The organism is Halomonas sp. H33-56, assembly GCF_040147035.1.
GTDB lineage: Bacteria > Pseudomonadota > Gammaproteobacteria > Pseudomonadales > Halomonadaceae > Halomonas > Halomonas litopenaei.
Window position 1 is genome coordinate 1,089,263 of sequence record NZ_JAMSHP010000001.1, and the last position, 15,194, is coordinate 1,104,456.

At 62.4% G+C, this 15,194-nt stretch carries 11 protein-coding genes; 7 read left to right on the plus strand and 4 right to left on the minus strand.

From position 1 onward, the window contains the following. Positions 1-2: 2 nt before the first annotated feature. From NFH98_RS04925 to NFH98_RS04940, 4 genes are all read right to left on the minus strand, one after another. The gene (locus tag NFH98_RS04925) at positions 3-3,599 is read right to left on the minus strand and encodes a T6SS effector BTH_I2691 family protein (protein ID WP_287162863.1); all 3,597 of its coding nucleotides are present in this window, start codon (positions 3,597-3,599) and stop codon (positions 3-5) included. Beyond that, complete coding sequence (locus NFH98_RS04930; RefSeq protein WP_108449806.1) at positions 3,568-4,497, minus strand: DUF4123 domain-containing protein; 930 nt, start codon at positions 4,495-4,497, stop codon at positions 3,568-3,570. The genes NFH98_RS04925 and NFH98_RS04930 overlap by 32 nt, the downstream gene beginning before the upstream one ends. Further along, positions 4,497-7,103: a type VI secretion system Vgr family protein gene (locus tag NFH98_RS04935; protein ID WP_108449805.1), complete on the minus strand. Its 2,607-nt coding sequence runs from the start codon at positions 7,101-7,103 to the stop codon at positions 4,497-4,499. Before NFH98_RS04935 ends, NFH98_RS04930 begins: the two co-directional genes overlap by 1 nt. 459 nt (positions 7,104-7,562) lie before the next feature. Next, the gene (locus NFH98_RS04940; RefSeq protein WP_349622301.1) at positions 7,563-8,285 is read right to left on the minus strand and encodes a GntR family transcriptional regulator; all 723 of its coding nucleotides are present in this window, start codon (positions 8,283-8,285) and stop codon (positions 7,563-7,565) included. Between the two features lie 192 nt (positions 8,286-8,477). On the opposite strand from NFH98_RS04940, the gene NFH98_RS04945 reads away from it, so the two are divergent. The 7 genes from NFH98_RS04945 to NFH98_RS04975 all read left to right on the plus strand — a co-directional run bounded on the left by NFH98_RS04945 (position 8,478) and on the right by NFH98_RS04975 (position 15,179). Further along, positions 8,478-8,762, plus strand: coding sequence for a UxaA family hydrolase (locus NFH98_RS04945; RefSeq protein WP_045993107.1), 285 nt, complete (start codon positions 8,478-8,480; stop codon positions 8,760-8,762). A 2-nt stretch (positions 8,763-8,764) separates the two neighbouring features. After that, positions 8,765-9,934, plus strand: a complete 1,170-nt coding sequence (locus NFH98_RS04950) for a UxaA family hydrolase (protein ID WP_045993108.1) — start codon at positions 8,765-8,767, stop codon at positions 9,932-9,934. A gap of 171 nt (positions 9,935-10,105) precedes the next feature. Then, positions 10,106-11,071, plus strand: coding sequence for a tripartite tricarboxylate transporter substrate binding protein (locus NFH98_RS04955; protein ID WP_124802590.1), 966 nt, complete (start codon positions 10,106-10,108; stop codon positions 11,069-11,071). Between the two features lie 10 nt (positions 11,072-11,081). Next, positions 11,082-12,605, plus strand: a complete 1,524-nt coding sequence (locus NFH98_RS04960; protein ID WP_045993110.1) for a tripartite tricarboxylate transporter permease — start codon at positions 11,082-11,084, stop codon at positions 12,603-12,605. Then, positions 12,602-13,210, plus strand: coding sequence for a tripartite tricarboxylate transporter TctB family protein (locus tag NFH98_RS04965; RefSeq protein WP_108131466.1), 609 nt, complete (start codon positions 12,602-12,604; stop codon positions 13,208-13,210). Before NFH98_RS04960 ends, NFH98_RS04965 begins: the two co-directional genes overlap by 4 nt. A gap of 35 nt (positions 13,211-13,245) precedes the next feature. Further along, positions 13,246-14,181 carry a hydroxyacid dehydrogenase gene (locus NFH98_RS04970; RefSeq protein WP_108449801.1) on the plus strand — a complete coding sequence of 312 codons (936 nt, stop codon included), beginning with the start codon at positions 13,246-13,248 and terminating at the stop codon, positions 14,179-14,181. Beyond that, positions 14,178-15,179, plus strand: a complete 1,002-nt coding sequence (locus NFH98_RS04975) for an Ldh family oxidoreductase (protein WP_213227753.1) — start codon at positions 14,178-14,180, stop codon at positions 15,177-15,179. Before NFH98_RS04970 ends, NFH98_RS04975 begins: the two co-directional genes overlap by 4 nt. Positions 15,180-15,194 lie beyond the last annotated feature (15 nt).

Genomic DNA, 15,194 nt, shown 5'->3' on the forward strand with positions numbered 1-15,194 from the left:
GGTTATATTCTCATCGTGAATGTTCCGGAATTGGCATCGGCTGGACTATCTGAGCCAGAGAAACTGACGTGAAGCGAAAGCAATTTTGGTGGTCGGTTGCTATGAACGAGATCTTTAAAAATTATGGCATAAAGGCTGCCGCTCTTTGAGATACTAACTCGATCGTCATTCTCTAGACTTGGGGTGTCTTCTTTCCTATTTATTAATGTGTCGCTACCTTCCGTTCTAATATATTCCTCTTGAAATAGTGTTTCTTTTTGATCATCCTCTCCAAGCTCCAGTTTTAATCCAATCTCCATCTCATCCAAATCCGGTACGGTGATCAGAATGCTAAGTGTGCGTGGTAGCTGACGGGAGCGCTCCCTGACGATATCCCATTGCCCTTGAGTCGGTACCACCCCATAGCTTTCGTAGTCATCTGGCTCTTGCAGCAACATTTCCACCGTCACGCCCTTGAACACCAGTTCCAGGCCATTCTGTTCCTCTTCCATGGAGTCGTAGGGCAGTACCTGGCCTAGCTCATCGCGAACGCCATATCGGCAGCGGGTCACCCAGCAGGAGACGGCGAAGGCGACCAGGATGTTGAGTCCAGGCCCAAGGATGAGTTTCAAAACGGAGGTAACCACCCCGTTGGCAACACCCGCGAAAAGAGCGACAGGTGCGCTAATGGGCCCGACAGCGACAGCTACGACAATGACCAAGGCGACGACACCGTTGGCAACATCGATATTGCCGGCGGTCCTGTGTTTATTCTGAATACTCTCCGGCAGGCCCAACAAGGCCGCCCGATGGGCGTTGGCACGTTTGTCTAGACCATCCGCGATACTGAGTACCCCTATGATGGCGTCGCCTGGCAGCCTGAGGATCTGCAGGCGCCGGACGAGCGATGCCAGGGCGCCGTCGGTACTGGCCAAAAGAGTGGCAGCGAATTGCAAGGTGTCGACCGAGGCAATGATGAGTTTTGTCAAGGCAAGCGTTACCTGGATGCCGTCTGCGTCGCCTGAGGAAAATTCGCTGTTGAGGATGCTGAAGTTGTTGTAGTAGATCAGCAGCAGTTGAACCCTCGTGGACGTATTCCTGAGGCCTGCGACGGCGGGGTGGTTGGTGCCGCCGATGCCCTGTGCAATGTAGCTGCCTAGATCGCGCGCATTTTGCCGATCGTTCCAGTTGCTTTTTGCAATATCGTCTTCGCCGAAGTCATCGGTAGTGGTGTTGTAGCGATCCAGGAAGTCCGGGGCGGTTGTATCGATGGGGATGACCACGGTGATTTGATGGTCATTCTCGATATGGGTGACGGAGAAGTTGCCTCCCACGCCGTCGTCCTCGTGGAACTGCAGAGCACCGGAGGCGTCGGGGTTGGCCTTGCCTTTGGGATAGAGTTGGCGCGTCAGCGTATCCAGCCAGTCGTGGAAGTCCTTGCGGCCGACGGAAACGCTCGCCAGCACTGGCAGGTGGAGGTATTGGGCAGGGTCATTGGCGTCCTGTGACGCCTGGATCTGCTGCACGTCGTAGCTGCCGGTAATGATCAACTGCTGATAGCGGTTGAAACTTTCCAGCGCCTTGACGGATGGGAGGTCTGCCGCGTCGATCGCGTTGTTGTTGCTGTTGATATTTGTTGTACCACCATCGTTGCCGGCGTCCGCGTCAGCGGTAGAATTTGGGTCCGGTGGCGTGTCGGGAATGACCTTGGAGGCGTCCTGTAGCGCCTGGGCGTAGAGACTGTTGCCCATGGTGGCGATGAGTCCGGCCATGGTGGTGTCGTAGCGAAACTCACGCTCGCCATGCAGCAGCTCACGATACTGCTCCCGCCATCTGAGCAAGACCCTGGGCGGTACGTAGGCTTTGGCCGGTAGCGCCTGGCGAACGGTAATGGCGTCGTCGATCAAGCGACGCTGGTTGGAGAACATGGCCTTTATCAGCAATGAGTCAGCTGAGTCGATGGCGCTGGCTAGCCTGTCCCACAACCATTTGCTGGCATCACTTAGAATGCCGCCCAGCAGTGCGTTGGAGAGTACTCCGCTCAGTCCCAGCCCGGGTGCATAGACATCGTCGGAGTAGCGTACTGTGACGCGATCAAGGTGTGCCTCGACCCACAGGGAGTAGTCCTCATCAAAGGCCCGTACCAGCTGATTGATCCGCTCCACCAGCGCTTTGTACTTCGCCTTGAAGTCTTCAAGCTCGGGGTTGATGCGTTTCCCTGTCTCGGGATCTACGGGAGCGTCCGGCAAGGTATAGTAGTCCGCTAGCTCCTTGTTGTAGGCGGAGATAAGTTGCTCGGGTTCCTGGGTCAGCAGTTCGATGCTCCTCCTTTCTGCATCGATCTGACGCTGCAGGTCGCGCCTTTCAATACGTAGTGTTTCGATCCGCTGTCTATCTAGCCAGTTGGGATCGCCGTCGGAGCGTATCGCTTCGATCTGCCGATCTATCTGATTTATCCGTTGCTGCTTGGAGTCGATTGTCGGTTGGCTGGCCTCTTCAATCCGCTGGTTCAGGGGGGCCTGGGCAATCTGCCGCTGTATTCGGTAATTTTCCTCGAAGATCTCGATGGCCTTGTAGCACAGCAGGTTGCGCCGATTGAGGTATCCCTGGGGGTCATACTGTTGAAGAAACTCCTCGAGCAGCTCCAATGGTCGTTGGCGGTAGGCGTTGAGTTCGTTGATCAGGCCGACTTCATCATGCACCGCCAGTACCAGACTCTTGTCCTTTAGTTGCTGCGAGGCGGCGCGAAGACGCTGTCCCATGGCTTGGCGCAGTTCCTCGCGGGTGAATAGTTGGCGATTGTTCTGATCGGGCCAGAAGAAGGCCTCCATGCCGGCGGCATTGTCGCTGTACTCGGCGACCAGCGAGAGCTCCTCGGCGCTGAAGGCGAAGGGCTGCTGGGTCTTGTTGTCGCGCCAGGCGGCGACGTCGAAGCGCTGCATGGCTACGTCGCGCAGGCGCCGACCGTCACTGTGGGAGGCGGTGCGCAGGTGGTTGAGAAAGGTGATGGGAAGCGCGTGCTCGCTGTACAGGTAGTAGATGTTGGTGGCGGTGTCGACGCTGTCCAGGGCGATGGTCGAAGCGCTGACCGTCTTGAAGCGCCGTTCCTCGTCGTTCAGCCCGCAGGCAAATTCGGGTTGTTCCGGGGAGGGGGGCGCCTCACTGACAGCAAACTGATAGAACATGCCGTCGGTCGTGACGACATAGGCATACCAATTGTGGTTGACGCGATCTCCCGTCGTCTCGCCGTCGCTGGTATTGCGAGTGTTCTCGTCGTCGAGCAGATAGAAGTAGCCGGGTCTGAGCTGGCGCAGGATATATTTGCTGACCTGGCTATCGGTGGTGTCGCCCAGATAGCTGCGTACGGGTTCTCCCAACGTGCGTGGTGAGGTCCCCTGGTCGGTCACGGCCTGGTTGAGCCGGATATCGGTGAACTCCGTTACCCTGTCCGCCGGTAACTCGGTGAAGCCGGAGGTCAACGAGGTGCGCTCACACACAGTCAAGCGCACCGGCAGGATGGGGAGACCCACTCTCTCGCACAGAGGGCACTGTCCTGATTGCACGCCGGGTAGATCGATGCAGGCGTCATCAATCCGCTTGAGCAGGTCTGGATTGACCATGAGCCGTATTCCTCGTCCAGGTTGAGATCTCGTTCCACTCGGCAACCGGCAGGGCGGCGGTCAGATCGCCGTAGCGCTGGCTCGGACCGATGCTTTCCAACAGGCGCTGCATGAAGGGGTGTCGATGAAAGTCATCCCCCACGTGGAGACCATGCAGGACAAACCTTTGCTGGTCGGCAGGCGTGTGGAGTCCATGCCGTTCAGCAGTCCGCATCAGCGCGTTGATACGCTCTGGTGATGCCTCCGCTGCACTGTCAGGCTCAAGCGAGCGCCACTTGTCGATCAGGTGGTTGATGGTGCCGCTGCGTTTGAGCGAGGCCCATTGTTCCGGTGACAAGGTAAAGGGCGCTGGAGGCGGCTCCCGGGGAATCTCCATTTCACGCAGGACCTGCTGGTGGTCGAAATAGAACCAGCCGGTGAAGGGGTGCAATAGCAGGGTTTTCTGACCGGGTTCCAGCAGAAAGGCGAGCAGCTCCATCACCCTTGGATCGAAAAAACGCAGAAGGCATGTCTTGCCTTCGGGACTGGTCACCGTCAGTTGGCGTTCGATCCACCGACTCAGGGAGATCGACAGGACCGACGAGGTGACCAAGGCGCAAAACCCGCTTGGCTCCGTACGCTTGCTTGGCAGGCTGCTACGTTGCTGCGCTACCAGCTCGGGGATGTCGATGTCCCGCACCTCCAGCGGTTTGAGGTAGAGCCGCCGCCATGGAGGTAGGTCGATAAAGGGGTTGGCGATGATGCGAAACTGCCTGGTCGCCAGTTCCAGTTCGTCGCAGGAAAGTTGCCAGCGCTCGTCCTGGGAAGGATCGATCAGTGCGTAGAGCCTGGAGGTGCTGGCCTGCAGACGAAGGCGCTGGAGTGTGTTGTCAGTTGAGCTTGCCGGTTCGCTCGACATCAGTTGCCCTCCACGATGCCGCCGCCGTCCTTGCTGGCCTGGCCGTTGCTGCGCGGGCAGATTTTCGGCGCGAAGTCCGGCAGGTAGGGAAGCGCGGGATCCAGCGATGAAGGCCCGGCCAAGCTGTGCGTGGTGGCCTTGAGGCTGACAAGACCCGGGCCGTGGATCTGGATATCGCCGTCCTTGATGCGCAGGACGCCTCCGCCGCTGATGAACTCAATGCCCTGGGCGGCCTCGATACGCACCTTGCCCTCGGTGGAGGTGATGGAGAGGGTCTTTTCCGCGCTCAGCGCCATCTGGTCGCTCTGGGCCTGCACCTCTACCTTGCCTCGGGCGGCGAACAGCTTGATGCCGGCTCGCTGCACGAACAGCGACAGGCGCTCGCGGATAGTGGCCACCAGGCTGCGTCGGCTGGCCAGGTTGATGTCTTCGCCACAACTGGCGCTGAACGATTCGTGCTGGGCGAGGTGTGTCGATGCGGGGGTACTCAAGACGATGCCGGCCGGTGAGGCAAGATGCAGCCAGGGTTGCTGGAGCCCGGATGCCTGTCCGGTGCCTGCCTGGCTGCCGGCCTCGGCGGTGGACTGCTCGTCGCTGTCGGCGGCACAACTGTTTGGCTCGCCGTAGATCTGCCGGGTGTCCTCGGCGGCCTGCTTGAGGTCGAGGCGAGTCTCCAGCACATCGGCACCGTGTTCCATGGCGCTCTTGCTCAGGCGATCGGACAGGTGCCAGGCGCTGGACAGTTCCTGATGGATGGGCCCTGTCGCAAGCTGGTCGCCTGCAGCCCCCAGCTGCCCCCAACTGGTCAGCAACAGCCCCTGATTCGAGCGGATTGCGCCATAGGCATCGCTACGCAGTTCGAAGCCGGTGCCACGAAAGTCCCCGCGCGTGTTGCCGTGCTGATGTATCAGGTAGCCCAGATTGAGCTGGCTCTTGGCGTGTTCCGAGTTGAGGCGGATACGCTCCTGGTCGGTGGCGTCGTCAAACACCAGTTCGTTGTAGTTGCTGCCTCGGTAGGTCTTTGACTTGATGCCCGAAAGCAGGCCGTTGGAATGCCACTCGGGTTGTGCATCACCGTTGTAGACCCGGCCGGTTATGAGGGGACGATCCGGATCGCCCTCGAGGAAGTCGACGATGACCTCCTGGCCGATGCGTGGCACGAACACGGACCCCCAGCTGGCGCAGGCATTGGCTTCGGACACCCGTAACCAGCAACTCGAGCGATCGTCGTGCTGTCCGTTGCGATCCCAATGGAACTGCACCTTGACGCGGTTGAGGCGGTCGGTATGGATCTCTTCGCCTTCGGGGCCGACGACGATGGCAGTGTGGGGGCCGCCGACAACGGGGCGTGGATGATCCAGTGTGGATCGAAAGGGCACGACGGTGCGCTGCACCTCGAAGTCAACCAGGTAGTGGCCGGTGCCGGCACGCTGGTAGTCGTCTTGGTGAGGGCTCTCGTCCTGCAGACCGTGGGCGCTTCTGGCCTGATCCAGGGCTTGCTGCAGGCTGCCCGGCAGGGTGCTGAGGTGGGCGGATACCGGCAGGGCGTTCTCGGCCTGGATATTGAGGTCGAGCACGACGAACTCACGCTCGCTGGCATCGCCGTGCAGGTGACGTTCGTGCTGTTCCAGCGAGAAGATATGGCCAGCCTGCAACTGTCGGGTGCCGCCGGCGCCTCGAAAACGCTTGGCCAGGGATTCCACTGCCTGCAGGCGGTTGTCCACCAGGGTACGGCCGCGATCGAAGGTATCGTAGTAGTAGGCCCCGGGATAGTCGTAGAACTCCTGGGGACTGAGATTTCCCTGGTCGGGCAGGGTATCCAGTGCGTATTGGCGGGGCCGTGATGGTTGCCGGTAGTCGCAGGTGCCGATGGTCATGCGGGTCGGTTGCTGGCGACGGATACCTCCCCACTGAGTGATGCTGTCCTGGTGCTCCGTGGCGGCTTGACGGTGATAGCGAATCGCCCTGGGGGAGACCGCCGGACAGACGGTGAGGTCGTCGGTGATCACCATGCGATGCCCTGGATAGCGGTCCTGATCGGCGCTGTGTTCGAAGAAGTAGTAGAGGCCTTCCTGCTGCATCAGCCGGCTGATGAAGTGGAAGTCACTTTCGCGGTACTGAACGCAATAGCTGCGGGCCGCATACGGGCGCTGGCTGCGGATGAGCCAGCGTCCGTTGGCCATGTCGTAAGCCGAGAATACCGTTTCCAGAATATCCAGCACGTTCATGTCCTGGAAAATGCGGCTGTCCTGACCGAGTTGCAGGAGCGACAGCCAGGGCACTATCCCGAGCTGGTAATAGAAGACTCCACCATCCTCTCCCAGTAGCGCTGCCGTATCGACGAAGCCTGATCGTCGTTGATAGCTGCCGTCTGCCTGGCGAATGTCGAGTTCGGCCGGCATTGCCAGCAGGTGTTTGAGCTCAACATCTCCGCGTTGGCAAATGCAGTCGAGGGTGTAGCGGAAGGGGTGGGACATTCGCTCATTGCCCACCAGTCGATGGGGAATCAGTGGATGCTTGCCGACGCTGAGTTTCAGCAGTCGTTCGTCCTGCGTGAGTTCCGTATCGAACAGTGATCCCAGCCAGCGGCCCGAGCCATTCTCCATTGCTTTGCGCTCCCTGTGCGTGTCCATGCCCACGCTTCCGCCAGAACGTGTCCGGGAACGCTCTTCAGGTGTTTCGAACTTCGGGTCGGACTTGTACGGGGCGAGCGACGGCGAACCGTTATCTAATGGTTATGGCTACATTAGGCATCATCGGTTGTCTGGGGGAATCGGTGATATGGATGGATGAATGGAAGTGGTGGATTTGTAAGAAGATCAGTACAAACTAACTGGGAGTGACGAAGTGGCTCGCGCGGTATGTCGGGCGGGGAAGTGGCGGTTAGAGGCGGGGCGCTGCGTTGGCGTAGATGAGGAGAGAAGCTGATGAGAGAGGCTCCCCCGTGGCCAGGATATCGTCCACGGGGGAGAGAATGATCGACCCTTCAAGGCCAGTAGTGGCTGCCCACATCAGCCACGCTGCCTGGCCATCGACAATCGAGCAAGCCTGGCTGGGTCGGGGCGCTACAACTCGTTGAAGTAACAGTGATACCGGGTCTCGCAACGGGACACTCGGTACTCCAGCGCCTGCTCCTGAATATCTCTTGCCACCCGCCGTATCTCGAGGATCGGACTGCCTTCGGCGACCTCCAGGTGGTGGGCTTCGTCCTTGCCCGCCGCCACCGCGAACAGGCGTTCCTCGGCGTGGCTGACGTTGCAGCCGAAACGCTGCTGATACAGCTGATAGAGGGTGTTTGGCAGGGTCTCCGGCAGGCTTTCCAGCGTCGGAAAGCGTGTCGCCGCGACCACCACGTCCTCGAGCAGGGCGGGGCGTTCGTCGAGCTCCCTGACGCGGCGAATATGGATGACGTCGTCTGCGTCCTCCAATCCCAGCACCTCCATTTCCTCTTCGTTGGCCGGGCGCCTTTCGCGCACCAGGATGCGCGATGTCGGCAGCGAGCGGCTGCCATCGAGCCGGGTCAGGTGGAAGAAGCGAAACAGCGAGCTGTCCTGATCGTGGGTGGCGACCACGGTGCCCTTTCCCTGGTAGCGGATCACCACGTTGTCGCTGGCCAGGGAGTCCAGCGCCTTTCTCAGGGTGCCGACACTGACCTGATACTCCTTGGCCAACGCCGACTCGCTGGGGATAAAGGTGCCGGGTGCCCACTCTCCCGAGACGATGCGCTGAAGCAGCACCTCCTTGATCTGCTGGTAGAGCGGTCGGTAGCTGAGGCTTGGCTGATCCATGCGGGTTCCTTCTTTGCGTTGGGCGAGGCCCGTTTCTTCGTCGCCAGTATAGCTCGAGGGAAATCTAGTTGATACTTGACTAACCTATATCCTATGTCCTATATATGAGTTGTGAGGGCAGCAAGCGACACCTGCCCAGGGCCAACCGGCGATATCACAACGTCAACAACATTCGTTCAGGAGAGGGGCAGCATGAGCATCGATTTCGTAGTGCACGATGCCGACGACAGTGTCGGGGTCGTGGTGGTCGAAGGCGTCGAGGCGGGGCAGACCCTGACAGGCTGGGTCATGCATCAGGACCAGACGGTCACCTTCGAGGTGAGCGACGCCATTCCCATCGGTCACAAGCTGGCCATTCGTGACCTCGATGAGGGCGACACCGTGATGAAGTACGGCGTCGATATCGGTCGCGTCGTCCAGCCGATCAAGCAGGGCGAGCACCTGCACGTACACAACGTCAAGACAAAGAGGTGGTAAGCATGGAAATCAAGGGTCGCAAGTTCCAGGGGTATCGGCGTGAAAACGGCCGTGTAGGGGTCCGTAATCACGTGATCGTGCTGCCGGTGGACGACATTTCCAATGCTGCCGCCGAAGCGGTTGCCAACAACATCAAGGGCGCACTGGCGCTGCCGCATCCCTACGGCCGCCTGCAGTTCGGCGCCGATCTGGACCTGCACTTCCGCACGCTGATCGGCACCGGCTGCAATCCCAACGTGGCGGCGGTGGTGGTGATCGGTATCGAGCCAGGCTGGACCAACAAGGTGGTGGACGGCATCAAGGCCACCGGCAAGCCGGTCGAAGGCTTCTGGATCGAACAAAATGGTGATCACAACACCATCTGTGCCGCCTCCAAGAAGGCCAAGGAATTCGTCCAGTACGCCAGCGAGATCCAGCGCGAGGAGTGCGACGTCAGCGAACTGTGGGTGTCCACCAAGTGCGGCGAGTCGGACACCACCTCCGGCTGCGGCGCCAACCCCACCGTGGGCGACGCCTTCGACAAGCTGTACGACGCCGGCTGCACCCTGGTATTCGGCGAGACCTCAGAGCTGACCGGCGGTGAACACCTGGTGGCCGAGCGCTGCGCCACCCCCGAGGTGCGCGAACAGTTCCAGGCGATGTTCGATCGCTACAGCGACATGATCGATCGCCACAAGACCAGCGACCTGTCCGAGTCCCAGCCGACCAAGGGCAACATCGAAGGTGGCCTGACCACCATCGAGGAGAAGGCGCTGGGCAACATCCAGAAGATCGGCCGTCGCTGCAAAGTGGATGGCGTACTGGACAAGGCCGAAACGCCGGACAAGCCGGGCCTGTGGTTCATGGACTCGTCTTCCGCCGCCGCCGAGATGGTGACCCTGTGCGCCGCCGCCGGCTACGTGGTGCACTTCTTCCCGACGGGGCAGGGCAACGTCATCGGCAACCCGATCCTGCCGGTGGTGAAGATCTGCGCCAACCCGCGCACCGTGCGCACCATGAGCGAGCACATCGACGTCGATGTGTCCTCGATCCTCAAGCGCGAGATCAACATGGAAGAGGCCGGTGATCAGCTGCTTGAAATGATGCTGCGCACCGCCAATGGCCGCAATACCGCCGCCGAGGCGCTGGGGCATCGGGAGTTTGTGCTGACCCGTCTGTACGAAAGCGCCTAAGCCAACGCCCGAGGCGGCGATCTGGCAAAAAAACCGGCTCCTCCCGCCGTTCGTCGGGAGGGGCAGGCCGTTGTAGTAAAGAAGGTTGTGCAAGAACGGCGAGCAATGAAAGCGTGTTGCTCGTAGCGAAGATCCTGACCACCCCATAACGACAACATCAGGAGTAACGTCATGCGCCTTTCCCACACCCTGACCCTGACCGCGATGCTGGCGGCGTCAACCCTCGTGGCCCCGCTGGCCCTCGCCGACGCCGCGGACTTTCCCGCCAAGGACGTGCAGTACGTGATCCCCTTCGGTCCGGGCGGCGAGTCCGATATCAGTGCCCGACTGCAGCAGAAGTACTTCGAGGAGATCACCGGCCAGCAGCTGATCATCCAGTACATGCCCGGTGGCGGCGGCGCGGTGGGCTGGTCCCAGCTCAACGACATGACCGCCGATGGCCATACCATCATGGGCTCCAATCTGCCCCATATCGTGCTCAAGCCGATGGGCAAGGACGCCGGTTTTGCCACCGAGGACGTCAACAACTTCTACTTCTTCCACTACTCGCCGGACGCCATCCTGGTCCGCGAGGACAGCCCCTACCAGACCCTGGAAGATCTGGTCGAGGCGGCGCGCCAGGCGCCCGGTGTAGTGACCTTCTCCGGTAGCGGTACCTACAGTGCCAATGACGTGGCCAATACGCGCTTCCAGCAGTTGGCCGACGTCACCACCACCTACATTCCTTTCAAGGGCACCGGCGCGGCGGTCACCGCTCTGCTGGGGGGCCAGGTCCAGGCCGAGTGGGGCTATACCACCGTGGCTGCCAACCATCAGGACAAGGTGCGCATGCTGGCGGTGGCCGCCGAGGAGCGCCATCCGCTGTTCCCCGACGTGCCGACCTTCCAGGAACTCGGCTATGACATGGTGGGCGGCGCCTATCGTGGCATGGCGGTGCCCAGCGAGACGCCGGCAGACGTTCAGGCGCGGTTGTCCGAGATATTCGATCAGATCAACCAGAATCCCCAGTTCCGCCAGGAGATGGAGGATCTGGGTTTCGTGTTAATGGACGTCGGCAATGACGATGTTGCCGATTTCCTGGCCGAACAGAGCCAGCAGTATGAGACCAGCGCGCGAGAACTCGGCCTGATCGACTGAGGTCAACGCCATGGATCTTATCGTTCACGCGCTCGGCGCTCTGTCGCCGCTCAATCTTGCGCTGGCCCTGCTCGGGGTAACGGCGGGCATCGTCATCGGTGCCCTGCCGGGGCTGTCCGCCACCATGGCGGTGGCGGTGCTGGTCCCGGTGACCTTCGGCATGGCGCCAGAGTCGGCCCTGATCATGCTCGGCGCCATCTATACCGGGGCCATCTACGGCGGCTCCTACTCGGCGATACTGGTCAATACGCCAGGTACGCCCTCGGCTATCGCCACCACCTTCGACGGCTATCCCATGGCCCGCCGGGGTGACGGTGATCTGGCCGTCACCCTGTCGACCATCGCCTCGGTGGTCGGTGGGCTGGTCGGGGTGCTGGCGCTGCTGCTGCTGGCGCCGCTGCTGGCCCAGGTCGCGCTCAGCTTCGGGCCGGTGGAGTACTTCTGGCTGGCGATCTTCGGGCTGACGCTGATCTCGGCGCTGTCCGAGGACTCGACCCTCAAGGGGTTCATGGGGGCGGGCTTCGGCCTGTTGCTGTCCACCGTGGGCGTCGCGGTGATCGGCGGCGATATCCGCTACACCTACGGCTCGCCGGTGCTGCTTGGTGGCATCGAGACGGTCTCGGCGCTGATCGGCCTGTACTGCATTCCGGTGCTGATCGATCTGGTGGCAACACCCGCCGCTCACCTCAAGGTGGATGGCGTGTCGCGCGGGGTGCGCTTTCGCGAGGGCATGGCGATCGCCATCAAGGGCAAGCTGAACCTGCTGCGCTCGGCGACCATCGGCACCGGTGTCGCCATCCTGCCCGGGGCGGGCGGCTCGATTGCAAGCCTGGTGTCCTATTCGGAGGCACGCCGGGTGGCCGACGAGCCGGCGAGCTTCGGCAAGGGCAATCCTCAGGGGGTGCTGGCGACCGAGGCCGCCAACAATGCCACCGTGGGCGGCGGCTTCATTCCGACCCTGGTGCTGGGCATCCCGGGCACGCCGCCGGATGCAGTGATCCTCGGGGCCTTGCTGGTGCAGGGCTTTCGTACCGGGCCGGAGCTCTTCACCACCAACGCCGGCATCACCTACACCTTCGTCGCCGGGCTGTTTCTGGCCACCTGCCTGCTGCTGCCGCTGGGTCTGTTGATCGGGCGCTACGCCTTCAAGTCGATCATCTCCATTCCCAAGGCGCTGCTGGTACCGACCATCGCCTTCATGACGGTGATCGGCACCTACGCCATCCGCAACAGCGCCAGCGACGTGGTGATCATGCTTTGCCTGGGGGTGCTGGGCTGGGTGCTCAATCGCTACGGCTTTCGGCCCTCGCCCATCGTGCTGGGGCTGATCCTCGGACCCATTGCCGAGCAGGGCTTCGTCCAGGGCTTCCTGATGGGGCGGGCCAGCGGATCGCTGTTCGCTACCTTCTTCGGTGGTCCGATCAGCCTGACGATCATTGCGTTGTCGTTGCTGAGCGTCTTCTACCCGATGGTCAAGGCACGGCGTGAGGCAAGACGTCAGGACAAGACGATCAATGGGGAGGCGTCGCCATGAGCGCTGTTCACAACAGAAGCACTGGTCACGACACGAGCACTGGCCACAACACCAGCGCTGCCGGCAAGAAGAAGCACGCCATCCAGGCCTCCTGCTCCCGCGCAAGCGAGTATCTGCTGCCGACGCTATTCGTCGCTGGCGCCGCTCTATGCCTGTGGGAGACCCGTGAGATGAGTCAGCTCGGGGCGGTATTCCCTGCGGTGATCTCGCTGGTGGTAATCGTCGCGGGACTGCTGCGCCTGGGGCAGCTTGGGCTGCGCGGGGTGGTGGCCAACCATGAGCGGGGCTCTGATTCGAGTTCTGATCCAAGTTCTGATTCAAGCTCTGATGCGAGCTCGGACTCGGGCTCCGGCTCGACCCCGCGGCGTCTGGCGTTGGTCGGAATCATGCTGGCCTGGGCCCTGGCGCTGCCCTGGCTCGGCTTCCTGTTGACCGGCCTTGCAAGCTTCGTCGGGCTGATGGTGGTGGCGCAGTACCGGCGCTGGAGTCCTCGTCGCCTGGCCGGACACCTGCTGACCGGCGCCATGCTGGTGGCCTTCTTCTATGCCCTGTTCGCGCTGGTACTCAATGTGCCGCTGCCGGCGGGGCGTTGGTTCACGCTGTGAGGCCGCTTCGACGGCAACATCGAGGGAGTAAAACGATGGCCAGGATAGTGATTTCGGAATTCATGGACGAGCAGGCGGTGGCCTGGCTCGGTGAGCACCACGAAGTGCTGTGTGACACCCGTCTGGTCGAGGATCGAGGACGCCTTCTGGACGCGGTGGCGGACGCCGATGCGCTGATCGTGCGCAACCGGACCCAGGTCGATAGCGAACTGCTGACACGGGCGCCGCGCCTCAAGGTGGTGGGGCGTCTTGGTGTCGGACTCGACAATATCGACCTCGGGGCCTGCGCCGAGCGCGACGTCGAGGTCAAGCCGGCCCAGGGGGGCAACGCCGGCTCGGTGGCCGAGTACGTGATCGCGGGGGCGCTGATGCTGCGCCGAGGTGCCTACGCCTCGACCCCGGCCATGCTGGCAGGGGAGTGGCCCCGCCAGGCGCTGATGGGGCGTGAGGTCAGCGGCGCGAGGTTGGGTCTGGTGGGCTTTGGTGCCATCGCCCAGGTCACCGCCGGGCTCGCCCGGGCCCTCGGTATGGAGGTGCTGGCGTTTGATCCCCACCTGCCGGCCGAGTCTGCGGCCTGGGGCCAGACCCAGCGCTGCGAGACGCTGGAAGCGCTGCTGTCCGCGGCCGACGTGGTCAGTCTCCACGTGCCGCTCAATGACCAGACCCGACACCTGTTGGACGCCGATCGCCTGGCCGTCATGAAGCCCGGCGCAGTGGTCATCAACGCCGCCCGCGGTGGGGTGGTGGACGAGCCGGCACTGGCCGAGGCGCTCACCAGTGGACGCCTGGCGGGGGCCATGCTCGATGTGTTCGAGCAGGAGCCACTTGGTGCAGGCTCGGTGCTCGAAGGGGTGCCCCATCTGGTACTGACCCCGCATATCGCCGGGGTGACCGAGGAGTCCAACGCGCGTATCAGCCAGATGACCGCCGAGAACGTGGTTGCGGTACTGACGCCGGAGGGGGTGGCATGAGCCAGACGACAACACTTGCCCGCGAACAGGCGCGGGAACTCGCCATGGAGGCGATGCGTGCCAGAGGCTTCCCCGAGCGCGAGGCCGCCATCACGGTGGAGGCGCTGCTCGACGCCGAGCGTGACGGTCTGCCGTCCCACGGGCTCTCGCGCCTGCCGTTCTATCTGGACCAGGCCGCCAGCGGCAAGGTCAACGCCGGCGCCATACCCAGGGCCGAAGCCGATGGCGCGGTGGTGCGGGTCGACGCCGACCATGGACTGGCCTTCCCGGCCATCGCCAGCGGGCTGGACGCCGGCTTCGAGGTGGCGCGGCAGCAGGGGCTATGCGCGATTTCCATCAGACGCTCTCACCACTTTGGGGTGGCCGGTGCACCGGTGGAGCGAGCGGCTCGGGAGGGCTTCATGGCGCTGGCATTCAGCAATGCACCGTCGGCCATGGCGCCCTGGGGTGGTCACAAGCCGCTCTACGGCACCAACCCCATCGCCTTCGCCTGTCCGCGACCCGAGGCCGAACCCATGCTGCTGGACCTGTCGCTGTCCAAGGTGGCCAGGGGCAAGGTGATGCTGGCGCGCAAGGCCGGCAAGCCGATTCCCGAGGGCTGGGCGGTGGGGCCGGATGGGGCGCCTACCACCGATCCGGAGACCGCCATCCAGGGCAGCATGGTGCCGGCAGGAGACGCCAAGGGGGCGGCGCTGGCGATGATGGTGGAGCTGTTGTGCGCGGGGCTTTCCGGTAGTCGCTTCGGTTTCGAGGCGGGGTCTTTCTTCGAGGCGCAGGGAGAGCCACCCGGGGTCGGTCATTTGATGCTGCTGTTCGACGTCGATCGCTTCGCACCCGATGTGCTCGCGCGCTGTGAAGTGCTGTTCGCCGCGATGCTCGAGCAGCCGGGCGTGCGCCTGCCCGGCGACCGGCGCCACCAGCTGCGACGCCAGAGCCATGATCGGTTGGCGCTGCCGACGGCGGTGGTGGATGACCTGACGGCCATTGCGGCTTCCTAGACGTGCGGCTTCCTG